This window comes from Halobacillus alkaliphilus (assembly GCF_900113125.1).
Classification (GTDB): Bacteria; Bacillota; Bacilli; order Bacillales; family Halobacillaceae; genus Halobacillus; species Halobacillus alkaliphilus.
Genome location: NZ_FOOG01000019.1, coordinates 33,554 through 56,746, shown reverse-complemented (window position 1 = coordinate 56,746; position 23,193 = coordinate 33,554). Strand labels below are relative to the sequence as shown.

At 40.3% G+C, this 23,193-nt stretch carries 25 protein-coding genes; 17 read left to right on the top strand and 8 right to left on the bottom strand.

All coding sequences use genetic code 11. The features are described from left to right. Window positions 1–9: 9 nt before the first annotated feature. A complete protein-coding gene (locus tag BMZ06_RS11530) occupies window positions 10–492 on the bottom strand; it encodes a divergent PAP2 family protein (protein WP_014644128.1) in 483 nt (160 codons plus the stop codon). A 293-nt stretch (window positions 493–785) separates the two neighbouring features. Here BMZ06_RS11530 and BMZ06_RS11525 point away from each other — a divergent pair, with 293 nt between their 5' ends. Then, window positions 786–1,007 (top strand): BTB/POZ domain-containing protein, encoded by a 222-nt coding sequence (locus tag BMZ06_RS11525; RefSeq protein ID WP_089752189.1) that lies wholly within the window; start codon window positions 786–788, stop codon window positions 1,005–1,007. A 31-nt stretch (window positions 1,008–1,038) separates the two neighbouring features. Here BMZ06_RS11525 and deoD read toward each other — a convergent pair whose 3' ends face one another. Further along, on the bottom strand, window positions 1,039–1,749 hold the full coding sequence (deoD, locus tag BMZ06_RS11520; RefSeq protein ID WP_089752188.1) for a purine-nucleoside phosphorylase: 711 nt from the start codon (window positions 1,747–1,749) through the stop codon (window positions 1,039–1,041). A 219-nt stretch (window positions 1,750–1,968) separates the two neighbouring features. Here deoD and BMZ06_RS11515 point away from each other — a divergent pair, with 219 nt between their 5' ends. Further along, window positions 1,969–2,457, top strand: a complete 489-nt coding sequence (locus BMZ06_RS11515) for a cation:proton antiporter regulatory subunit (protein WP_089752187.1) — start codon at window positions 1,969–1,971, stop codon at window positions 2,455–2,457. A gap of 6 nt (window positions 2,458–2,463) precedes the next feature. Further along, window positions 2,464–3,642 carry a cation:proton antiporter gene (locus BMZ06_RS11510; RefSeq protein WP_089752186.1) on the top strand — a complete coding sequence of 393 codons (1,179 nt, stop codon included), beginning with the start codon at window positions 2,464–2,466 and terminating at the stop codon, window positions 3,640–3,642. 49 nt (window positions 3,643–3,691) lie between these two features. Here the strand turns inward: BMZ06_RS11510 and kapB are convergent, their stop codons facing one another. Then, complete coding sequence (gene kapB / locus BMZ06_RS11505; protein WP_089752185.1) at window positions 3,692–4,078, bottom strand: kinase-associated lipoprotein KapB; 387 nt, start codon at window positions 4,076–4,078, stop codon at window positions 3,692–3,694. Between the two features lie 92 nt (window positions 4,079–4,170). Between kapB and BMZ06_RS11500 the strand changes: the two genes are divergently transcribed. Continuing rightward, window positions 4,171–4,386: a hypothetical protein gene (locus BMZ06_RS11500; protein ID WP_089752184.1), complete on the top strand. Its 216-nt coding sequence runs from the start codon at window positions 4,171–4,173 to the stop codon at window positions 4,384–4,386. A gap of 105 nt (window positions 4,387–4,491) precedes the next feature. Next, a complete protein-coding gene (locus BMZ06_RS11495; RefSeq protein ID WP_089752183.1) occupies window positions 4,492–5,070 on the top strand; it encodes a superoxide dismutase family protein in 579 nt (192 codons plus the stop codon). A gap of 394 nt (window positions 5,071–5,464) precedes the next feature. Here BMZ06_RS11495 and BMZ06_RS11490 read toward each other — a convergent pair whose 3' ends face one another. Both BMZ06_RS11490 and BMZ06_RS11485 read right to left on the bottom strand, forming a co-directional pair. Continuing rightward, window positions 5,465–6,640 carry a MalY/PatB family protein gene (locus BMZ06_RS11490; RefSeq protein WP_089752182.1) on the bottom strand — a complete coding sequence of 392 codons (1,176 nt, stop codon included), beginning with the start codon at window positions 6,638–6,640 and terminating at the stop codon, window positions 5,465–5,467. A gap of 197 nt (window positions 6,641–6,837) precedes the next feature. Continuing rightward, on the bottom strand, window positions 6,838–7,194 hold the full coding sequence (locus BMZ06_RS11485; RefSeq protein ID WP_089752181.1) for a helix-turn-helix domain-containing protein: 357 nt from the start codon (window positions 7,192–7,194) through the stop codon (window positions 6,838–6,840). 214 nt (window positions 7,195–7,408) lie between these two features. On the opposite strand from BMZ06_RS11485, the gene yugI reads away from it, so the two are divergent. After that, window positions 7,409–7,801: a S1 domain-containing post-transcriptional regulator GSP13 gene (yugI, locus tag BMZ06_RS11480; protein ID WP_089752180.1), complete on the top strand. Its 393-nt coding sequence runs from the start codon at window positions 7,409–7,411 to the stop codon at window positions 7,799–7,801. Between the two features lie 48 nt (window positions 7,802–7,849). Here yugI and BMZ06_RS11475 read toward each other — a convergent pair whose 3' ends face one another. Then, complete coding sequence (locus BMZ06_RS11475) at window positions 7,850–8,086, bottom strand: DUF378 domain-containing protein (protein ID WP_014644117.1); 237 nt, start codon at window positions 8,084–8,086, stop codon at window positions 7,850–7,852. A 151-nt stretch (window positions 8,087–8,237) separates the two neighbouring features. Here BMZ06_RS11475 and BMZ06_RS11470 point away from each other — a divergent pair, with 151 nt between their 5' ends. The 3 genes from BMZ06_RS11470 (at window position 8,238) to BMZ06_RS11460 (ending at window position 11,447) form a co-directional block, all read left to right on the top strand. Further along, on the top strand, window positions 8,238–9,404 hold the full coding sequence (locus BMZ06_RS11470; protein ID WP_089752179.1) for an iron-containing alcohol dehydrogenase: 1,167 nt from the start codon (window positions 8,238–8,240) through the stop codon (window positions 9,402–9,404). A gap of 149 nt (window positions 9,405–9,553) precedes the next feature. Next, a complete protein-coding gene (locus BMZ06_RS11465; protein ID WP_089752178.1) occupies window positions 9,554–10,900 on the top strand; it encodes a glucose-6-phosphate isomerase in 1,347 nt (448 codons plus the stop codon). A 118-nt stretch (window positions 10,901–11,018) separates the two neighbouring features. Beyond that, a complete protein-coding gene (locus tag BMZ06_RS11460; protein WP_089752177.1) occupies window positions 11,019–11,447 on the top strand; it encodes a YugN-like family protein in 429 nt (142 codons plus the stop codon). Here the strand turns inward: BMZ06_RS11460 and BMZ06_RS11455 are convergent. Next, window positions 11,418–12,416, bottom strand: coding sequence for a potassium channel family protein (locus tag BMZ06_RS11455; RefSeq protein ID WP_245756003.1), 999 nt, complete (start codon window positions 12,414–12,416; stop codon window positions 11,418–11,420). The two genes, BMZ06_RS11460 and BMZ06_RS11455, sit on opposite strands and share 30 nt — an antisense overlap. A gap of 98 nt (window positions 12,417–12,514) precedes the next feature. After that, window positions 12,515–13,066: a thioredoxin family protein gene (locus BMZ06_RS11450; protein WP_089752175.1), complete on the bottom strand. Its 552-nt coding sequence runs from the start codon at window positions 13,064–13,066 to the stop codon at window positions 12,515–12,517. A 126-nt stretch (window positions 13,067–13,192) separates the two neighbouring features. Here BMZ06_RS11450 and BMZ06_RS11445 point away from each other — a divergent pair, with 126 nt between their 5' ends. The 8 genes from BMZ06_RS11445 to BMZ06_RS11410 all read left to right on the top strand — a co-directional run bounded on the left by BMZ06_RS11445 (window position 13,193) and on the right by BMZ06_RS11410 (window position 23,192). Further along, on the top strand, window positions 13,193–14,251 hold the full coding sequence (locus BMZ06_RS11445; protein WP_089752174.1) for a M20/M25/M40 family metallo-hydrolase: 1,059 nt from the start codon (window positions 13,193–13,195) through the stop codon (window positions 14,249–14,251). Between the two features lie 135 nt (window positions 14,252–14,386). After that, window positions 14,387–14,605 carry a hypothetical protein gene (locus BMZ06_RS11440; RefSeq protein ID WP_089752173.1) on the top strand — a complete coding sequence of 73 codons (219 nt, stop codon included), beginning with the start codon at window positions 14,387–14,389 and terminating at the stop codon, window positions 14,603–14,605. A gap of 277 nt (window positions 14,606–14,882) precedes the next feature. Beyond that, entirely contained in the window at window positions 14,883–15,725 is an 843-nt protein-coding gene (gene ablB / locus BMZ06_RS11435; RefSeq protein ID WP_089752172.1) for a putative beta-lysine N-acetyltransferase, read from the top strand. A 152-nt stretch (window positions 15,726–15,877) separates the two neighbouring features. Beyond that, window positions 15,878–17,221, top strand: coding sequence for an ATP-grasp domain-containing protein (locus BMZ06_RS11430; protein ID WP_089752171.1), 1,344 nt, complete (start codon window positions 15,878–15,880; stop codon window positions 17,219–17,221). 15 nt (window positions 17,222–17,236) lie between these two features. After that, window positions 17,237–19,207, top strand: coding sequence for a hypothetical protein (locus tag BMZ06_RS11425; RefSeq protein WP_089752170.1), 1,971 nt, complete (start codon window positions 17,237–17,239; stop codon window positions 19,205–19,207). A gap of 455 nt (window positions 19,208–19,662) precedes the next feature. Continuing rightward, window positions 19,663–20,658 (top strand): LacI family DNA-binding transcriptional regulator, encoded by a 996-nt coding sequence (locus BMZ06_RS11420; protein WP_089752169.1) that lies wholly within the window; start codon window positions 19,663–19,665, stop codon window positions 20,656–20,658. Between the two features lie 105 nt (window positions 20,659–20,763). Beyond that, window positions 20,764–22,116, top strand: coding sequence for an ABC transporter substrate-binding protein (locus BMZ06_RS11415; RefSeq protein WP_089752168.1), 1,353 nt, complete (start codon window positions 20,764–20,766; stop codon window positions 22,114–22,116). Between the two features lie 92 nt (window positions 22,117–22,208). Next, entirely contained in the window at window positions 22,209–23,192 is a 984-nt protein-coding gene (locus tag BMZ06_RS11410) for a carbohydrate ABC transporter permease (protein WP_089752167.1), read from the top strand. The last annotated feature ends 1 nt before the right edge of the window (window position 23,193 follow it).

Below are 23,193 nucleotides of genomic sequence, written 5' to 3'. Positions count from 1 at the left end.
ACTTGCAGGTTAGTAAATCCAGGCGTAGAGCAAAAAGGTTAATAAAATTCCTGTCAATCCTCCGAAGAAAACCTCAATGGGCTGATGCCCTAATAATTCTTTCAATTCTTCTTTCTTCTGGTACTGTTCTTTATTACCCCAGTCTCTTGCTTCATTCACAAACCGGTTAAAGTCATTCGTTAAAATGTTCAGCATAATGGCCTGTTCTCCAGTTTGCCTCCGAACTCCAGTTGAATCGAACATGACAATGATGGTAAACACACAAGCAACGGCAAAAATTGATGAATTAAACCCTTGTTGGATTCCGACGCCTGTAGCGAGCGCCGTTACGGCAGCCGAATGACTGCTTGGCATGCCTCCGGTGCTGAATGCCAGACTGGGGTTAAAGTTTCTAGATGCAATAAATTGAATCGGAATTTTTACTATTTGAGCAAAAAAAATCGAAGCAATTGAAGCCCATAAAGGGAAATTATGCAGTAAGTCCAACAACATGTTGACATCCTTTCCACAAATTAAGAAATGTATGTATATAAAATTGCAGTTTCTGACTCTTATTAAATCAGAACATGGTAATTATATCATAATTTTAGGTTGGACGTCTTAAAAAAGCATGCAGGTAAAGGGGGACACTAACCTGGTCATAATTTTAAACTGAATTAGGAATACTTGAATAAAGACCCTTAAACCTGAACGATAAAAGGGGGGTGAAATTAGAAGATGGAGGCCCAAACGTAACCAAAGAAACTGTATAAGATAAAGAAAGCTGTCATGCAGGGGGTAATACTTTGGCACTAAAATTACCTGATTCCATCCCTCGATCTATCCTGGAGACTGATCGATTAAAAAGCCTCTATAAAAACCAAGGTAAATGCGTAGTCGTTTATACCAGAGAACTAACCTTTCGCGGGATACTTGAACAGATACGTCCCGAGTTTTTTCTGGTTATTGCAGGAGATACGATTTATGAATTGGAATTAAAAGATCTGATTGAAATTAAACAAAATTAAAGACACCCTCTTCGAAAGAGGGTGTCCTTAATTACTCTTGAATGGCAGCTTCCAACGCGACCTCAATCATTTCATTAAAGGTAGTCTGACGCTCTTCGGAAGTTGTTTCTTCCCCTGTTAGGATATGATCGCTTACAGTTAGTACGGATAGAGCTTGACAACCATGTTTCGCTGCTAAAGTATAAAGAGCTGTGGTTTCCATCTCAACTGCTAATACATTATAGTCAGCCAGCTGTTTGAATAAATCCATCGCATTGTCACGATAAAAACTGTCGCTCGTAAATACATTGCCGACCCGTAATTTTAAACCTTTTTCAGTACCGGCGTCATAAGCATTTTTTAATAAATTGAAATCTGCAGCAGGAGCGAAATCGATACCGCCAAAAACCATCCGGTTCATTTGGGAATCCGTTGTGGAAGTAGAAGCAAGGATAACATCTCTTACTTTCACATCATTTTGCAAGGCTCCGCAAGATCCAACACGAATTAATTGCTTTACGCCATAGCCTTCGATCAATTCATTTACGTATATTGAAATAGACGGAACCCCCATACCAGTACCTTGTACAGATATCCGCTCTCCTTTATAGGTCCCCGTGTAACCATACATTCCGCGGACCTCGTTATAACAAACAGGATTATCTAAGAAGTTTTCAGCTATATATTTAGCTCGTAAAGGGTCTCCGGGAAGAAGGATTTTTTCTGCTATTTCACCTTTTTCAGCCCCAATATGTGTTGTCATTATTTTAACCTCCTAAGGTATCGTTTTACCTATTTTAAATTACCACACACCATATCAGATGACAAATTAGGTGGGGAGATTAAAGTAATTTGAACCGTCCAAAGCATTTATAATTACTCAAATGATAAAGAAATTCCTTTTCATATAGAATCAAGTCCTATCGATAGGGAGCGTTCTGTTATAATTAAATGGAAGAAGAAAGTAAGGAGTGCTGGTCAGATGAACATTTCAATATCCCAGCTGCCTGGGATTGGTCAAAAGATCTCTTTAAAAACAGGTGAAGACAGCATGCTTGTGTTAATTGTCCACCACACAGGCAAAAGAGAACTTTATTTTTTCGAAGATGCAGATAGTGAAGAGGCTGATTTTGCAATGGATCTTACGTCCGATGAGACAAGAGAGCTTGGAGCACAATTATTAGGTGCTACTTACCAGCCGGTAGATGCTGATAAATTGAAAATTTTCAAAAATCAGATTGTTATTGACTGGGTTGAATTATCGAAGCGTTCAAGTATTGCTCATCAGACAATTGAAGAATCGGAAATAAGGAATAAGACAGGGGCCACCATTATTGGTATTGTCAAAGGGGATGAAACCATCGCCATTCCTGAGGCGAATACTACCTTGGTACCCGGGGACGTCATCATGACAATTGGTAAACAGGAACAAATCGACACGTTGTCAGATTTGTGTAAAGGAGAGGAATGATCATAAGTGCCTACTGATTTTCCGGCTTTACTGGGGGCTGGGCTTATTTTACTCTTCATCTTTTACTTAGGATTCTTAAGTTTGAAGATAAAAGTACCCAATGTCATTTTATACATTTTATTAGGGATAATATTGGCTGACTTCCTCCACGACAGCGAATTGCTGCATTTTGCCAGTGAAATCGGAATTGTATTGCTCTTTTTCATATTAGGACTTGAGTTTAATGTGAATCGTCTGGGCGGCATTGCGAAAAAGATATGGCCTTCCGGGCTTCTCGACGTTTTCTTAAGCCTGGGGGTTACAACGGGGATTGCTCTTTTATTTAATCTAGATCTATTTTCAAGTTTTTTGATTGGCGGCATTACGTATGCGACCAGTTCTTCCATTACCGCCAAGCTGTTAGATGACCGTGGCCGTATGGCTAATACGGAAACCGAATTTATGCTGGCTATACTAATATTTGAAGACCTGGTTGCGCCCATTGTTGTGGCTATCTTATTTGGAGTGAGCTCAGGGGAAACTTTTACTTCTCTCACTTTTATTTTTTTAGTAGGTAAAATTTTAGGTTTGGCAGCCTTAGCTATCATATTAAGTAAAACCCTTTTTAAACGTTTTGAAAAGTTTCTTGATCGAATTGATGATGAAGATTTTAAGATAGCGCTGTTGGTTGGGATTGCCCTTTCCTTTGGGGGAATCGCTCTGTTACTTGGATTATCTGAAGTGTTGGGTGCATTTTTAGCGGGAATGATGCTAGCAGAGATTGGAAAAATTGAAAAAGTCGAGCAGACTGTATTCCCTGTTAGAGATTTAATGCTTCCTACTTTTTTTATCTACTTTGGGACGACCATTGAGCTTGGAGACGGGGTGCCCATGGCAGGACTGCTTGTATCCATCTTGGTATGGTCTATATTTTCTAAAATTTTATTAGGGGTGCTTGGTGGTCCGTTGTATGGATTATCCAAGCGTGTTTCTCTAAGAGCGGGATTATCCATGTGCGCACGTGGAGAGTTTTCCGTAGTAATTGCAAGTACGGCTGCAGGGGTCTTAAAGGTTTTCAGCGGTTTATATATCGTCATTGCTGCTTTTGTAGGGATGCTCTTATTTGAACAAGCCTCGTGGATTACGAATAAAGTGTATGGAAAGCCAGTTAAGAAAAAGAAGAATTTAAAAGTTCCCGGCGGTTAATGAAGAAATAAGAGGGAGCCGATCCGGCGCCCCCTCATCAGGGAGACAATTATGACTTGAAGTATTGGTTTTCTAAATCTTCAAGCTGCTGCTTAGCGTTGTGGTTAAATTCTGTTTCTCTTCTAGTCAGTTTTGTCTTTAACTTTTCTACAGCTTGTTTTAGTGACGCCTCATAATCTGGAACCGTATCTTCTTCAAAGGGATGAACCGCTTCTTTTTGCACATTAGCTTTCTCGTTTAAGCTGAGTGCTTTGCGCTGATGGAAGAACACATCTTCTGTTTGACCTGGATTATGGAGATCCCCTTGCATGGGATGCTTATCTACAGCGAGTATTTTAACTAAATAGAAGCGGTTTCGGTCTTCTACGACCTCTCCTACATAAATTCCTGTTTTATAGTGAGCTTTCACGAGAGCTCCTTTTTTAAATTCAGCCATCAAAAATCCTCCTTTTGTCATTCATTGTACCAAACATTTAAATTGTGAAGAAATGGTGAAGCTCATGAAAAGCGGGAGGATAATTTGATATAATGACAGGTGATATGGAAGGAAGTGATCGTCCTATGATGGAATTTTTATACTTTCCAGAAGATAAATCTGAGTACATTCCGGCTGTACTTATGCTTATTTTATTTATCGTTGCTGCGGCTGTAACGATGGTTGTTATAATTAAGGCCTCTCGTAAAGAGGAGAAGAAAACAGAAGAAACGTTTTATCCTAAGGAGCACAAAGAGAACGAACACTGATATTTATATCATAACCACGCCAATCATAGGGGTGGTTTTGTTATATAATTTTGAATGATGGGGGACAATAACCATAACATTGTGGTCTATAAATGGAGGTACATTATGTACAAATGGTTATTGCCAGTTATGGCTTTCTTAATTATGCTGGGAGGCTGTTCTTCCGGAGAAGAAAGGTCGCCGCTTGAAACATCTATTTATAATAGTGAAAACGATAAAATTGGAACCGCGACTTTTACGGAGCGTCCAGAAGGGGTGGAAGTAGCCCTTAAGGTTGAAGGAGTTGAGCCGGGAATGCATGCGGTTCATATTCATGAATTCCCTAAGTGTGAGGCTCCGGATTTTAAAAGTGCAGGCAACCATTTTAATCCAATGGATAAAGAGCACGGATTGATGAATACGAAGGGCGCTCATACAGGAGACATGGCAAATGTGGAAGCTGATGGAAGCGGGATGATTGATGTGAAACTGACTTTGAGTGAAGCTAAGCTTAAGGAAGCCCAGCAATCATTGCTAAGGAAGGAAGGCACATCTATCGTTCTGAGCAGCGGTGTAGATGATGGGATGTCTCAGCCGTCTGGTAATTCTGGCGAACGAATCGCTTGTGGAGAAATTACGTTAAAAGCAGATGAAGACGATACAACGGATCCTACCGAGCCAGATGAAAAGCAAGAAGAGAGTTAAGTGGGTCTACCTTTTTGGGAGGGCTACTGTACAACTCTTTTCTATCTTGACTGAGCGGATCTTCGGATTGTGCTGTTCCTGGAGGCGACACCACCAACAGCTCAACAAATACACAGAGTTTTATTTAAAAAGAGTGATTTTCTTTGATTTAATAAGAAAATCACTCTTTTTTTGTGCAATTTTGGTATTCGATGTTAGAGCGTCACTTATCCATAAAGCCAGTCAGAAGGATTTTACTTCGTTTATGATGCACTGAAGAATAAAAGAGAGTATAAATCTCATGATACTAGAAGAAAAGCGGACTGTATGGAATTAAATTCTACACAGTCCGCTTTTTATATTTTATCTTTCATAGACCTGAGCTTTTCAGTGACCGCCTTTTTAGGGAGCCTTTTTATTCGTTCTGATGAACGGCTCTGATAATTCGAGTCACTCCATCTTCAAGAATAGACATAGGAGCAGCTATGTTAATCCGCATAAATCCTTCGCCTTCTTCCCCAAAAGAAGCCCCATCGTTCAGGCCAACTTTAGCTTGCGTTTGCATAAAGGACTTAAGGTCTTTTTGTTCGAGACCGAGAGAGCGGCAGTCCAGCCAAAGAAGATAGGTTCCTTCTGCCGGAAGGACTCGAATGGATTGAGTTTCTTGGTGGAATCGTTTCATCACATAATCACGATGGCTCTCTAATGTTTGGTTTAATTCTTCCAGCCATTCCTCGCCGTATTCGTAGGCAGCTTCCATAGCTGTAATACCAAGTGTATTTAACATAACCATTCCCTGGTTCTTAAATTGCTGGTCGATTTGTTCTCTTAATTCTTTGTTCGCTGTTACTAAATAAGAGGCTTGCAGCCCAGCAAGGTTAAATGTCTTAGTAGGAGACAAACATGTGACTGTACGCTGATTGATATCTTCATTTAAAGAAGCTATAGGAATATGAGTGTGACCACTGAAAATTAAATCGGCATGGATTTCATCTGCAATGATCATTACATCATGTTTTACGCAAATTTCGCTCATTTTGTTTAATTCGTCTTTTGTCCATACACGTCCCACTGGATTGTGAGGATTGCACAAAATGAACATTTTGACCTGGTGATCTTTAATTTTTTGCTCGAAATCTTCGAAATTAATTTCGTAACGATCCTCAGTAAACTCTAGAGGATTGGTTATCAACTCTCGATCATGGTCTTTTACCACGCTGTAGAAAGGCGGATAGACAGGAGTTTGGATCAACACGGGATCTTTTTCTTGGGTTAACGCCTGAATAATCATATGCAAGGAAGGTATAACTCCAGGGCTATATGTAATCCAGTCAGCTTCCACTTCCCAGTTGTGTCTCTTATCGAGCCAGCCTGTTATTTTATTTTTTATAAGGTTGTCCGGCCAAGTGTAGCCAAAAATGCCATGTTCAACTCTTTCTTGAAGAGCCTGTTTCACTGCTTCAGGTATCTGAAAGTCCATGTCAGCTACCCACATGGGCAGTACTTCTTTATCCTGATATAGATCTTCAGCCATATCCCATTTAACCGATCTCGTTCCTTTTCTCGGTGTTACTGTGTTAAAACGACTCATAATCAGCCCTCCATCTCTCGTTTGTTTACTTTTTATGATAACCTATGGATTCAGATAAATGAAAATAAACCGTTTGTAATGGGTAGCCATTTCCAAAAAAAATAAGCAAAGCGAGCGTACGCTTTGCTTACACAGGGGGAATACGAGAAAGTCTTACGTTATACATTATTACCACATTTGATAGATATTAAACCTATTTATTTATTTTTTTGTTGATTTAAATCGTATAAGAGATTCATAGTCCGCAGAACGTCCTGCTCAGAAAAATCACGAGCCTTTTTTAAGATTAGTTTTGAGCGTTTAACCCCAATTTCTTTAATAAGGTTTTGTAGTTCTTCGTCTACGAGGGTATCTTCTTCTTCCGTTTCCATTAACTCTGACGCGGGAATGTCTAGTACAGTAGAAATTTTTAAGATGGTATCGAGCTCGGGAACTCGTTCGTTATTTTCATAGCTTTCTAATGTATGAACTCCCATTCGTGCTTTCATCGCTAATTCATCTTTTGTAACCTTTTTTAATTCTCTGTGTTTACGAATATTATCCCCAATTGACATAATTGTTCCTCCTCTGTGCTTTTCTCCATTATACCATGGAGGATTATGGAGAAGTCTTGAATTCACAAAAGGGTCACTAAAGAAATTGTCAAAAATTGACGAGCATAATCTATTGATTTTATTCAGTATAGAGTTTTGCTAAATGTGCCGAACTGTGGTAAAATCATTAATTGCGTGAAAAGAATCGAATAATATATATCAGGAGTTGTATAGCATGTCAGAGAAGTTTCAAGAAGGTCAAGTATTAGAAGGTAAAGTCACAGGAATTCAACCTTATGGTGCATTCGTTGCGCTTGATGATCAAGTACAAGGTTTAGTTCATATTTCTGAAGTGACACACGGTTTTGTGAAAGATATTAACGAGCATCTTTCTGAAGGAGATGAAGTGCAAGTTAAAATCTTGAATATCGATGAAAAGAGCAATAAATATTCTCTTTCTATTCGTGCCACACAAGAAGCTCCAAAGGCTGAACAGCGTCGCCCGCGTAAACAAGCGGCACCTAAACAGCAGCAACAGGAAGACGCTTCTTCAGGATTTAACACTTTGAAGGATAAACTTGAAGACTGGATTAAGCAGTCGGATGATCGTGAAAAGTACCGTAAATAATGCTCTATGATTAAAAATGGCTCAGGTTACCTAACCTGAGCCATTTTTTTATTCTGTTGATTCTACTGTAGAGTCACTATATTCAGCAGCAGGTGAGAAGTAAATGGAAATGGCGATAAGTCCACTAATGCCGACGAGAGTATAGATGACACGAGCAAAAGCTCCACTCTGCTCTCCACCGCCAAACAAACCAGCAACCAGGTCGTATTGGAATAGCCCAATTAATCCCCAGTTGATAGCTCCGACAATAATTAGCAGTAAAGCTACACGTTGAATCCAACTCATGATAAAACCCTCCTGTTCAAGATTGTAATAGAATCATTTTTTAGCTTGAGCTACCTTCCAAAAAATATACATATTGCATATCTTTTGAGCCTTAGACAGAAATGGGGGATAATATGATAGGTAAACATAGTTAAGAAAGGAGTTTCTATAGATGGATGCTTTTACATTTTATAATCCAACGAAATTAATTTTTGGTAAAGACCAAGTTACCCAGCTGCCTTCTCAATTACCTGAAGGTACTAAAAAAGTACTGCTGGTATATGGTGGCGGAAGTATTAAGAAAAATGGGGTTTATGACCAGGTGGTGGAACAACTAAATCAAGCTGGTGTTGAAATCCTTGAACTTTCTGGAGTTGAGCCTAATCCTAAGTTGACAACAGTGAAAAAAGGAGTGGAGATTTGTCAGCAAGAAGGAGTAGACTTTCTGTTAGCTGTCGGTGGTGGAAGTGTCATTGACTGTACTAAAACGATCGCAACAGGTGCAAAATATGGAGGAGATCCATGGGACCTTGTCACAAGGAAAGAAAAACCTGAGGATGCTATTCCTTTTGGCACCGTATTAACACTTGCCGCTACTGGTTCAGAAATGAATGCTGGTTCTGTTATTACCAATTGGGAGACCAATGAAAAGTATGGGTGGGGAGCTCCTCCTTATACCAATCCTTTATTTTCCATTTTAGATCCTCAGTATACTGTTTCTGTTCCCAAAGACCAGACCGTATATGGAATTGTGGATATGATGACTCATATGCTGGAGCAATATTTCCATAACCCCACGCAATCCCCTGTTCAGGATGAGATGATTGAAGGTGTGTTAAGAACGGTTGTAAATACGGCACCGAAGCTTCTCGAAAATCCAGAATCTTACGAACATCGTGAAACGATTCTTTATTCAGGTACGATTGCTCTGAATGGTATGCTCCAAATGGGATATCGAGGTGATTGGGCAAGTCATAATATTGAGCATGCAGTTTCGGCTGTATACGACATTCCCCATGCGGGAGGTCTCGCTATCTTATTCCCTAATTGGATGAAGCATAACTTAGATGTAAACCCAGATCGTTTTAAGCAGTTGGCTGTAAAAGTGTTCGGAGTTAATCCTGAAGGAAAATCAAGCGTGGAGATTGGCGAAGAAGGAATTCAAGCACTCCGTACATTTTGGAGTTCAATAGGAGCTCCAGAAACACTGGAGTACTATGATATTAACGATGAGAAATTTGATGTAATTACTGATCGAGCAATGAAAAGAGGACCTTTCGGAAACTTTAATCAATTAGAGTCGGAAGATGTTGTTCGAATTTTAGAAATGTCTAAATAAGCTGCTTAAGAGAGATCCATTACATTTTGTTCTGGATCTCTTTTTTTAATGTATCCGCTTACAATCATAAGTTTGCTTGATTATAGGAGTAGGTTCCGATAAAGTGAAAATTGGATGAGGTTATTATATGACCAAATGGAGGGAAATAAATGACACACGTACGCTTTGATTATGATAAGGCGCTGCCATTCTTAGGGGAACACGAATTAGAGTATATGCAGGATGCCGTTACTTTAGCTCATGAGGCTTTACATGAGAAAAAAGGGGCAGGAAGTGATTTTCTGGGCTGGCTGGACCTGCCGGAAGACTACGATAAAGAAGAATTTGAGCGAATTCATCAAGCCGCTGAAAAAATAAAATCTGATTCTGATGTATTGCTTGTGATCGGCATCGGTGGATCTTACCTTGGGGCAAGAGCAGCTCTAGAGATGCTAAATCACAGTTTCTACAATGAACTTGCTTCTGATGATCGCAATACCCCTCAAGTATTCTTCGTAGGTAACAGTATTAGTGCACCTTATTTGAATGAACTTTTCGATGTGCTGAAGGATAAAGATGTTTCTATTAATGTTATTTCCAAGAGTGGAACAACAACAGAACCGGCGATTGCTTTTCGTCTATTCCGAAAGTTTCTTGAAGATAAATACGGAGTAGATGAAGCGCGTAAACGCATTTATGCTACTACGGATAAGGAAAAAGGAGCTTTGAAGACGTTAGCTTCAGAACAAGGATATGAAACCTTTGTTGTTCCTGATGATGTTGGCGGACGTTATTCTGTTCTGACAGCGGTCGGACTGCTTCCGATTGCGGCCAGTGGGATTGATGTTAATGAAATGATGAAAGGTGCGCAATCCGCACGGCAAGAATTAAGCTCAAGTAAGCTTTCAGAAAACCCTGCGTATCAGTATGCAGCAGTTCGTAATGTTCTTTATAACAAAGGAAAAACAATTGAAATGTTAGTGAACTATGAACCATCTCTGCAGTATTTTGGAGAGTGGTGGAAGCAGCTGTTTGGTGAAAGTGAAGGAAAAGACCAAAAAGGTATCTTCCCTGCTTCAGCTAACTTCTCCACCGACTTGCACTCGCTTGGCCAGTATGTACAAGATGGGCGAAAAGACTTGTTTGAAACCGTGCTCCATGTCGAGCAGCCTGCTTCAGATATTATGATTGAAGAAGAAGAGCAAAACTTAGACGGCTTGAATTATTTAGCTGGTAAAACGGTTGATCAGGTAAATGAAAAAGCTTATCAGGGTACTATGCTCGCTCATACTGATGGACAAGTTCCTAATCTTATTCTTCATCTTCCTGAAAGAAATGCCTATACGTTTGGTTATCTTGTGTATTTCTTCGAGAAGGCTTGCGCCATCAGCGGATACTTACTCGGCGTAAACCCGTTCGATCAGCCTGGAGTGGAAGCATACAAGAAAAATATGTTTGCCCTTCTAGGGAAACCAGGGTTTGAAGAAGAGAAAGAACAGCTTGAAAAACGCCTATAAGAGTATGCATTATTAAATATAGAAAATAGGGAATAATTAACACCTCAGGTCATCCATATTTTGGATGACCTGAGGTGTTTTTAATTGGGCAAGCTAGTGCTTAAAAGGAGTGAATAGAATGATACCATTATCTTCATCGCTTACAGGAAAAGTATATCGATTTACGGATGCAGAACTTGCCCTTAAACCAATTGGTTTTAAGCTTTCGGACAACTGGGATTATGAACACGGATACTTCGATTATAAGATCGATGATCATGTAGGCTATCAGTTTATACGGCTGCCGTTTACAATGGAGTCTGGATCTATGGATGCTCCCACTGACTATGCGACCATCCGTATGGAAGCCCCCTTCCTGCTATCACATAAGTATAACCCCGGTCTTGATGATAACGTTAAGGAAGGTAATTTCCGAGCGATTTTTGATCAGTTCTCAGAACCTGTTGATAAAGATGCTTCATTTCCAGAGGAGCACATTAGCGCAGGGCAGGAAGTGTTGGCGGAAGCTGAGAAAGCTTTATTGACGAAGCGGGGAGAAGACGATTAAATAATCCCCCTTTTCCAATTTCATATCTCCATCGAGATCAAATGAGACTTCTTTCCCCTTTTTAATACCGATAATTTGGCAGCTTTTCTTCAAGAAGTATTCTAGTGCTTGAATGATAGGCTGCCCTTCCAAATTTTCAGGTACTTTTTCTTCATGAAATTGTCTGGTCGTCAATAAATCCAGTAACAACTCAAAAGGCTGCACTGGATCATTGCGATAAAGTTCATGGAAGAATAGACTGCTCATAAAATCATTTGAACGAATAACCGTGTTTGCTCCAGCTCTTTCTGCATTAATTCGCTGTCTGTCAGTCAGAACTTCCGCAATAATAAATAATTCAGGTTGATGGCCCTTCAGAGCTACCGTCTGATGGATAACGGACTGGTCTGATTGTTCTTCACGTTTAGAAGGGTCTGCAGTAATAACTGCCATACGCGCTTCGCAGAGATTCGCTTTTATGAGAATGTCCTCATCAGTTGCATCTCCTTTAATAAAGTGCACATAGGACAAATTACGGTAAAATTCATGCATAGTACGATCAATGAGGACAATTCTTTCTTGGATACCCTGAAATCCCATCATATCGATCAGCTGCCGCGTTCGTTCGTTCCAACCGATGATCACTAAATGATTAGATCCACGAAAGTTCACCTGTCCCCGAACTAATGCTTCTTCATGTTTGACTGTGGAGGCTGCCAAGGTTGCCATGTAGAAAGTTACGAGTCCGCCCCCAGTTAATATAAGCATAATAGCCGTAATCTTTCCTAGAGCACTAAGAGGGACGTAGTCACCGTACCCTACTGTTGCTCCGGTAACAAACGCCCACCACACCCCGTCAAATAAAGTGGGGAAGCTTGTTGGCTCAATCAAATGGATGATCATACCGAAAAAAGTCATCATGACGAATACTGTACCTAAGAGTCTTAAGAATAAAGGTACTTGAAAATATAGACGAACTAAGGATTGCATCATGAATGCCCCTTTTTTAGTTCATTATAGCTAATAAAATGGTGATTCAAACATAAAAAAACTTGCCCTAATTGCTTAGTGGCAAGTTAACTTTAAATTTATGCTAATGTTCTTATCATATCTTTATAAACATAGTGCCAGAAATTCTGATGATCTCGATAAGCTTTTGTGATAAAAGTAAGCATCTGTTTCTGCTTTTCTTGATAATCTTTTGTTTCTTTTTTAGGCAGGCTGCCGATGGAATCGTCGAGAAACGTTTGCAATTCTGGTGCTCTAGGTCCCCATGAACAAATCTCTTCCCCATCTCTATCTATAAAGATGATAATCGGTATGGAACGAGATTTCCCGTTGGTTAGATACTTGTCCATTAATTCAAGATTTTCATCACGTCTTAAAAAATGAGTTTCAATATGACCTGCTTCTGCTAATCGCAGAAAGATAGGAACATTTAACATCGCATCTCCGCACCAGTCTTCAGTGAGAACGACGGCACGTATATCTTTTTTCTGAAGTTTTTCAAAAAAAGGATAGTCCTCTGTAGAGATGTTGAAATGCTCATATATATATATAAGATCTTTTTGGTACTTATCCATTGAATCCACGTATTCTTGGGCTGTCATGCCTTTTTGAAACCACTCTTCCAAATTCATAGAAACCCCTCCTTCTAAATACTACATCTCAATGTGTTCCCTACTGAAGAATGATTTAAGCATGTTTTAGAAAAAAGAGAGACTTTTTTGGTATGATGATGAGAGAAAAAGGAGGAATAAATCAAAATGAATGAAAATCGTTTGAATTTTTTACTAGAATTGCTACAAACTCCTTCTCCTTCCAGTATGGAGATGGAAATTCAAAAACGTTGGATTAAAGAAATGAAACCATTCTCTCATGAAGTGAGAACGGATCATGCTGGAAATGCGATTGCGATTCTGAATCCGGAAGCGGAATTTAAGGTACTGCTGGCCGGCCACTGTGACGAAATCGCATTGGTGATTAATCGAATTGACGAACAGGGCTATCTTCATTTTGACAAAATGGGAGGGATTAACCCGAAAGCTGCTGTTGGAATGAAAGTCACGATTTTAGGTTATGAAAAAACGCTGACAGGGGTGATAGGTGTTAATGCACAGCACCACGGCGGTTTAAAAGGGGACTTCGGCGTAGATGATTTATTCATTGATTGTGGTGCAAAATCTAAAGAAGAGATAGAAAAACTTGTACAAATTGGTGATTTAGCAGTTTATAAACGTACCCCTGAAGTTATGATGGATCGCTACATAGCCGGACGAGGATTGGATAATCGAACCGGTCAATTCATTGTAGGAGAAGTACTGAGGCGCTTATCTGAAAAACAAGTAAAAGTTGGAGTGTATGCGGCGAGTACGGTTAATGAAGAAACCAATATGGGAGGCGCGTTCTTTGCTGCTGCAGGTATTGAACCAACCATGGCTATCGCTTGTGATGTCACTTTCGCTACAGATTATCCAGGAGTGAACAAAAATAAATACGGGGATATTCAGTTAGATGATGGTCCTGTTCTGGCAAAAGGTGCCCCAATCAATCGGAAGATCAACCAATTGCTAGAGAAAACTGCTAAAAAGCTGGATATGAAAGTCCAGTATGAACTCACTCCAAGAATGACAGGTACAGATGCAGATAAAATGCGTCTAACTGGTAAAGGTGTTCCGGTAAGCCTTGTTTCTTTACCACTACGGTACATGCACTCTCCGGTAGAAACCGTAAGTATTAAAGATATTGACGAAGAAATTGATTTGTTAGTAGAAATGATTGCCACCATGACAGGCGAAGAAAATTTAAATCCGTTAGAAGATTAATATTAAAACTATGAGCCACCGTACCATGTTGTTTTCTTTACTTCATTCCTTCCTGATTTGGAATAATTCATGATCTTTTGGATATACTATCCATTAATGCTTTAAGTTTATTTCCTTAAAGAAGGAGAGAGCGGAATGGATCGGGAATTACTTCATCAAAGTATTATGTCTCTAAAGGGAAGAATAAGTACGGGCGAGTTAACTTTTAACGGATGTGAAGAATATGTTTTTCACCAGTTGGATAAAGTAAAAGAGTTAGAGGATGGTTTAGTAGATATTAATACCGTATCGTCTTCTTTGAGATTGTTGCTTCAGGCTGCAGAACCGCAAAAAAGAGAAGGCTTGATGGGTTGATAAAACGTAATGAATGAGCCCCCTTGTTGGATATGAGGGGGCTTATTTTTTTAGAAATACGGCATATAGCATCCCTAAAAGTTCTATATGTCAAAAGTAGTAGAATTTCGACAAAATCATCGGTATCTTTCCTGGAAAATTAGACTTATATTGACAGATAGTTAAGGTAGAATGTTAGTGAAGATGGTTACTGATAAGGACACTAAGGTGTTCAGCAGTTATATCGATAAGGAGTAGCCCATCTCTCCATAATAGACAATAAATAGGAGTGTACCTGATGATATCTGGAGATTTTCTTTCTACCGGCACTTTAATGGAAAAAAGTTACTTTGACGTGGAACCTGTGAGCCGAAGGGTTAAGGTTTACGATCTGCCTGATAACGTGAGTGGATTTATCGAAGAGCTTACGGATGCAGCCTATGAAAAAAACTGTGACAAGCTTATTTTTTATGTGAGACCTGGGAGTAAAGAAGAATCAGAGTTACAAGCACACTCGTGTAAAATAGAAGGAGAAATCAAAGGTTTTTTCCGTGGAGATGATACAAGAGTTTATGCTAAATATTTAAATCCTGCCAGAGAAAAGAAAAAAGAAGGAAACGTTATCGACTATGTTAAACAATTGAATCATACTTCCGCCACGAACGCTAAAAAGCTGATGGATGGTTATACAATGAAGTGGGGTAGAGAAGAAAATGCTGAAGATATGGCAAAACTCTATCGAACTGCTTTTGCTAAGTACCCAACTCCTATCCATAATCCAGAGTATATCCTTGACATGATGAAAGACCATGTCCATTTTGCGCTTATTTTTAAAGGTGACAAGTTAGTTAGTGCCTGTTCTGCTGATGTATTTCCAGAATATAAAGCAGCAGAATTTACAGACTGTGCAACACTGCCAGAACATAGAGGCAAAGGTCTTTTATCTCATCAGTATCCTTTTCTTGAAGAAAAAGCAAAAGAACTAGGAATCCATACAATGTTTTCCTATACAAGGGCAACTTCAATGGGAATGAATATTGTGGCTAGTCAGCAAGGATTTACTTATGGAGGGTGCATGATTCAGAACAGCTGGATCGGGACAGGACTGGAAGATATGAATATCTGGTATAAAATTCTTTGAAAAAGAAAAGGGCAGCTCCTAGCTGTCCTTTTTTTATACATAAAATAATTAAAATTAACATAAAAATTCACTTGTATTTTAGGATAAATAGGACTCTGGTGGAGATTCTAACAAAATGTTGCTTAATTATTTCAAGGATAGGTGAAAATCATATGCCAAGGCTTAATCAAGAAACAAATTCATTTAAATTTACCAATCAAAATGATCGTAAGCGGTTGAACGGAAGGCAAATGGGACCGCTTAGAATTAATCATGAACGACCAGAGCGCGGCAGTAAAGTAGCGTTAATTGGCTGGAGTGTGCCGTCAATTGAAGCTATACAGCAAATGGAGAAACCATATATAGTGGTCAGCCATGAAGACTTTAGACCTTATGCGGAGCAGCATAACATTCCTTTTTTTGCATGGGATTTTGGAAAGCCTCGCCATTATCAGGAGGTTTATGAACGATCAGGGGATCTTTTCGCAGAATTAGTGGATTTGGACGTCGGTCATACGATCCCTATCTTCGAGGAAACAGTAGAATGGTCTGGCGCATTAAATGCCCGTCTACGAAATGACCCGAATGTATTCGATCACTCTATTCTCTTTAGAGATAAAGCGATGATGAAGCGCAGAGCTCATATAGGCGGGTTAAAAGTAGGCGTATTTGAAGAAGTAGAAAATAAAGAAGAGGTAAAACGATTTTTCAGAAGGGTTAACCAATCACTGTTGAAAAACCATAGTCAGGAGCCTGATCCCATCCATTTCAAAGCGTTAAATAAGGCGGGAGCAGCCGGCCATCGCATGATATTTTCTGAAGAGGATATCGAAAGCAAGCTAACGGACGAAAGCTTTCCTGGGCTTGTAGAGAGTCATCTGCACGGGATGGAAATTTCATGTGAGGTTTTCATTCATAAGGGTGAAATCAAGTTTCTGAATATAACAGAGTATGTGCTTCTCGGATACTCCAGTATGGTTCCGCCGTCAGCTGCTTTAGAACATTATCGCCCTTTGATAGTAGAAGAAGTTGAGAAACTTATTCAGGCGTTTGATATTCAATACGGCATGATCCATCCAGAATTTTTTATTACGGATCAGGAGGAGGTTTACTTTGGAGAGGTCGCCTACCGAATTCCGGGCGGTCATATATTTGAGCTGATTCAAAAAGTATACAAATTCAATCCGTTTGGGGCTCATCTTCTTTGCTGTGATCCTCATACATCTCAGGAAGAACTGGAAAAATACGTGCCCAAAGAAGCAGAAGCCGACGGGCATGCGGGAAGCTTCTTAGTCTATCCCCGCAAGAAAACCGTAAGTCGTGTGCAAATTCCACCTGAGATGGAAAGTCATCCGAGTTTTGATAAACATACGTTGTATAAGCCTACAATTACGAAGTTCCAGGACATAAATGAAGGCTATGGAAATCATTGGGGAACGGTTTTTCTACACGGGAATGACAGCGAAGAGATTTCCCAATTATTAACCGATTATGTGGACTACGATTTTTATATTTAGGAGGAAGCACATGCGATGGCAGTAAAAATGGATACATCTAAAATTGAGGCTTTTAAACAAGAACTAGAGACCATGGAGTCTACTTATTCATTTGCAAAGTCCATGTACCAAAGTAATGTATTACAGGCAGCAGCTAAGCTGATGGATGATGAGGAAGGATTATCAGCTTTATACCAACTTGCGGAGCGCTATGAACAAGCTGGCATTTTTCAAGACAGTCCCTGGGAGGATCCGTCTAAGCTTCAGCCTTTTCTTGTAAAAGGGTCTCTTCAGGCAGGCGGTTTAACGACCATATCAGAAATGCTGAGTGAATTAAGAATGGTGGCTATAGCTAAGGGTGTATACAAGCGAGAAGGGATTTCCGAGGGACAGGCTAAATCTTTCCTGCACGAAGTCATGGCTCTAAACATAGATATTCTCTTTCCAGAAGAAACGGAAGCCGCTCGGATTGAAGGTAAAGGAAAAGAAAAAGACCGGATGGAACGCTTATTTCAATTCTTAGAAGAAAAGTTATCTTTAGCTTCTATTTCAGGCGAACTAGTGAAAGAAATCAGCGGTCTTATTGCTCAGCGTCCCATCATGGTAAATAGAATAGTTAAAATGGTTAATCATGCGGAAAAGTTAATGGAAAAAGAGATTGAGGAGTCAGATAGAAAAGCTATCCAAACTTATGTAGATGCTATCAGGGGCAGAACGAAAAAGAGCCGAAATTGTGACACGAAAAAGTATCGAAATAAGATTAAGAATCTAAAAGAAGATGCCATAAAGACAGAAGCTCAATCTTTTGCTAAAACCATGCGTGAAACGGGTCTTGTCGCATCAAATCATGTGGTGCTCGTCCGTTATATCAATAAACAGCATCCTCAGTTACTTGCTGAGGCGCTGGATTTAACGAATAAGGGAAAAGCAAATTTAGAAGAACACATTTCGTTTGTACAGCAATTAATTAAGGCGGGAATTCATATTCCATTAAAACAGTCGCTATACGGTCTGGCAAAAATGCTGGATCGAGGCGTTTTGTCCTCATCGCCGGTTATTCCAGGGCTGCGCAGAATCTTCGAATTAGATCTTCATTCAGAAACCAGAAAAGTTTTGTTAAATTCCATTAATGGAAACGAAGGGATTACGGCGAATAGTATCCTGATAGCTGGAGTAATAAGCGTGCTTGGGCAGCCACTGGGGATAGGGCAGGGAATGAACCCTACTTGTCAGACAGCGAGAGGTATTAGTCTGTGGTCACTTCATGCCCCAGGACACTTACTTGACTTAATTGCAAGAGCGGCAAGGGACGGGGATGTTGATCTTACATTTGAAGGACAAGCGATTCACTCGAAAGATTTACGGGAAGGATTAGTCGATGATCTTCACGATGAATTAGATCCGGTTTCCTTGATTCTTGTCCCGCATTTAGATCGTATTTATTCAGAGCTGGTTCGCCGCTCGAAATTCCGAGGCGATGATGTTCATAAATGGGTAAATCCGGCTTTTTATGGAGACTGGGTTCAAAAAGGGTTCTGCAGTGTGATCGACCCGATGACAGGTTCCGTAGCTGATTATCCAGGATTTGTCCGATTATTTTACGGCACCCACCATCCAGATTACAATGAAGGCTACGAATTGATCTATCCAAATCCAGTAGGGATTTTTATAACCAATGCATTTGGTAAGTTATTAGGGCTCCACGCTGTTTCTATCCAAAGAATTGCAAAAGACCCGGAGGGGAAAATGCGTATTTATTTCTATAACCCCAATAATGACAGCTCTCAAGACTGGGGTCAGGGTATAGAGCCAAGCGTAGAAGGATGTAATGAGATTCCGGGTGAATCTTCGCTTCCATTCCATCAATTTGTTTCCCGGCTCTATGCGTTTCATTATAACCAGTATGAGCAGGGAGACGCCTATGCGGTTGAAGATGAAATTGTTCAAGAAGTAGAGAAATTAGCAAAAGAGAGCTGGGGCGAACAGCATACGTGGGTACAGTTATAGAAAAAAGATCCCGGTTTCTGAATCAACAGGAACCGGGATTTTTACATGGACGTAGCAAAAAGGCGGAGACGGGGGAAAGAAATAGAAGTAGCCTATCTCATTGGAAAAAGAACCTGAGAGGTCTATCAATCTTTATTTTGTTTGGATAAAATAAACATACAACAATATATCGGTATAAGATATCTCACTTTCGAGCCTTCAATAAAAGGGGATTTACTTTAACAAATTTTTATGGACAAAACACCTTCAATTCCATGATTTTATATATTGGTGAGATATTGAAGCACTTTTTTAGCGTCCTTATGGATCCAACGATCGTATTTCTGTTGGATAAGACGAAAAATAACAAGATTTTTTAAATAACACATTGACGAAAGCGTTTACAAAAGGTATAGTTTCCTTAAGGTAATCGATTACGTAAACGATTAATTGAGTGTTAGAAATGAGGATTAACCATGGTTTCCATTAAAGATGTTGCCAAAAAAGCCCAAGTTTCTACAGCAACCGTATCTCATGTGATCAATGAGACACGATTTGTAGCAGAAGAGACCAAGCAGAAAGTGTACCTGGCGATGAAGGATCTGAATTACCAGCCAAACGGAATTGCAAGAAGTCTCAGAAGCCGTAAATCGAATACGATCGGACTTTTGGTTCCGTTAGTTGCAGAAGATACATCCAATTTCTTCTTCATGAGCATTGCAAATGGAATTGAAAAGGTGTTGAAAGAGAATGGCTATAACTTGATACTTAGTAATTCCAATGAAGATGAAAGAACAGAAAAAAATCAAATTCGCGTTTTTAATACGCAATTGATTGATGGTTTGGTCATGGCCCCTGTAAACGGGGAAGATTCAGCGTATAAAAAGGAATTAACAGGGGATTATCCCGTCGTTTATATTGACCGTCATCCGAGCGGTATCGAAGGGGATATGGTTCTTGTTGATAACCTTCGGGGGGCCTATGAAGCGGTCAGTGCTCTCCTTAACAAAGGATACGAGAAGATTGGCTTTATCACAGGCACCCTTGGGATTACAACTAGTGATGAACGCTTAAATGGGTATAAACAAGCCCTGGAAGAAAAAGGGGTTCCCATAAGGGGAGAGTTCATCAAAGAGGGGCCAGCCACATTTGAGCAAGGCTATCAATTAGCGAAAGAACTTCATGAAGCAGAAGTATCTGCTTTGTTTGTAGCAAACAATGTCATGACGATGGGAGCAGTTTCTTACCTGAATGAACATCATGTTAAAATCCCTGAGGAAATCGGCATCATAGGATATGACGATTATGATTGGATGAAGATCACGTCTCCTCCTTTATCTGTCGTCAGGCAGCCGGCGTTTGAGATTGGAAAAGTTGCCGTTGAACAACTACTTAAGAGAATAGATGGGTCACAAGAGAAATATACAGAAGTCATGCTTGATTCAGAGTTGGTACAGAGAGGTTCCTTTTAAAGAGAGCCTTCTCTTTTTAACCATTAAGTAAACGATTACGTAAACGTTTACTTAGGACGAAAGGTTATTTGTCAGCATTCAATTATGAAATGGGAGGTACGGAGGATGAAAAGATTATCGTATTTGTTGGCAGGGATTCTTGTAACGTTGATGCTTGCGGCTTGTTCGAGTGACAGTAACGCGAATTCAGAAGCAGAGAGTGAGAGTTCTGGGGAGAATACAACAAGTGATACCGTGGAGACTGGTTCCGTTGATACAAGTGTTGAAGCTACAGGGGATGAAGAGGTCATGCTTGATTTCTGGATTCACCAAACAGGTGAAGATGAGACCAATGCGTACATTGAATTGATTGATGCCTTCAACAAAGAGCATGAGGACATCCATGTCAACGCAGAAGTCATCATTGATGACGGAGCAAGTGCTTACAGTGACAGTATCAATGCCGCTCTTGTAGCAGGGAACCTGCCTGATGTGATGGCGGTGGACGGCCCTTACGTCTCAAGCTTTGCGGATGCTGGAGTGATTCAGCCGATCGATGATTATGTTGACGAAGAAACGAAAAGCCAATATGTAGATTCGATTATTCAACAAGGCACATACAACGACAAATTATACTCCTTAGGAGCAATGGAAGCTTCCGTCATGCTTTATTACAACAAAGACTTGTTGGATGAAGCCGGAATTGAGCCGGCTGATTCTATCGAAGAAGCCTGGACGTGGGATGAATTGATGGAGAACTCTAAGAAGCTGACGAAAGAAGACCGTTATGGACTGAACTTGTTTATGAACTACGGTGTTGGTGAATGGTTGACGTTTATGGGAGCACCGCTTGCCTGGTCTAATGGAGGCGCGTTGATTTCCGAGGATGGTACAAAAGTGGATGGCTATTTAAACAGTCCTGAAACCATTGAAGCTTTAAACTATGTGAAAGAACTATTTGCTGAAGGTGTCGTTACCGATAGTCCAGGTGAGATGCAGTTTGAGGAAGGAAATGCAGCCCTTGCTTTAGGCGGTCCATGGATTGCTGTTTCCGCTGAAGATGCCGGCTTGAACTGGGGGATGATGCCGTACCCTTATAAAGACGAAAAAGTGTCTCCATCTGGAAGCATGGCTTATGCTGTCACAAATAATACAGAAAATCCTGAAGCAGCTGTCGAGCTTATGAAGTGGATGACGAATGAAGAATCAACAATCAAAATCTCGAAAGCCACAGGCATGCCGCCGGCACAGAAGTCTGCGTTCGAAAACATGGAGAAATTCAATGAGCTTCCATGGAGCGTTATGAAGGAACAAGTCCTTGAAACGGCCCATGCCCGCCCGGCTACACCTGCTTATCCAGTATTGACAGATGCGTTTGCTCAATCTTTCCATGCCGCTGCTCTAGGAGAAGATGTAGAGAGTGTGGTGGAACAGCAGGTTCAACGTGTGGAGCGTGAATTGAAACGTTTTGAAGAATAACCCAACCAATAATCGGGGCCTGTGAGTGCTGCAGGCTCCAAATGATTTTAAAGACCGGACGTCCACGTGTTTGAAAGAGAGGGTGAACCAATATGAAAGGGAATAGTTCTTCTGCAAAACAACTGACCGATCGTGACCAATATAAAGCTCCATCTAAACCATCGATTAAAAAGGTGCCGCCAAAGAGAAAAAAAAGAAGAAAGTCACAGGCATTCCAAGAAGCGGTGACTGGATACTTCTTTCTGGCTCCTGCCTTAATCCTTCTGGGCGTCTTCCTTTTGTATCCGATGGGAGCTGCTTTCTATTATAGTTTTACAGATTTCTATATTTTAAAACCGGATGATATTTCTTTTATCGGGGTCGAGAATTTCTCTTATATATGGCAGGATGCCCAATTCCGACAAGCCTTTTGGAATACTGTATATTTTTCTGTCATTGTCGTTCCTGTTCAGCTGGCGGTCGCGTTAGGGCTTGCCTTACTCATTAATAAGAAATTAAAGTTCCGCGTGCTTTTCCGAACGGCCTTTTTCTCCCCTGTCGTGATGTCTTTGGTTGTGGTATCGATTCTCTGGACGTTTATGTACAATCCAAACGAAGGTTTGATCAATCAGTTGCTAGGCATCATAGGGATTTCACCACAGCCATTTCTTACAAGCCCGGATCAGGCTATGAACTCCATCATTGTCATGTCTGTCTGGCAAGGGGCCGGTTTCCAGATGATGATCTTCCTGGCAGGCCTTCAAAACATTCCGAACCATTTATATGAAGCGGCAGATATTGATGGAGCAAGCAATTGGCAGAAGTTTTTACATGTGACTTTGCCAGGTTTGAAAAACATTGCCTTGTTTATTTTTATTACGATCAGCATTGCTGCCTTTAAATTACTCGTTCAGCCGATGATCATGACACAGGGAGGACCGCTCGGGTCTACCAACTCTCTGGTCTATCACATCTATGAAACGGGATTCAACTATCGAGATGTTGGTTATGCATCAGCCATGGCCGTTGTCTTTACACTGATTGTCCTTACAATCACCATTATTCAGCGTATGCTCATACGTGAGGAGAGGGGGTAAA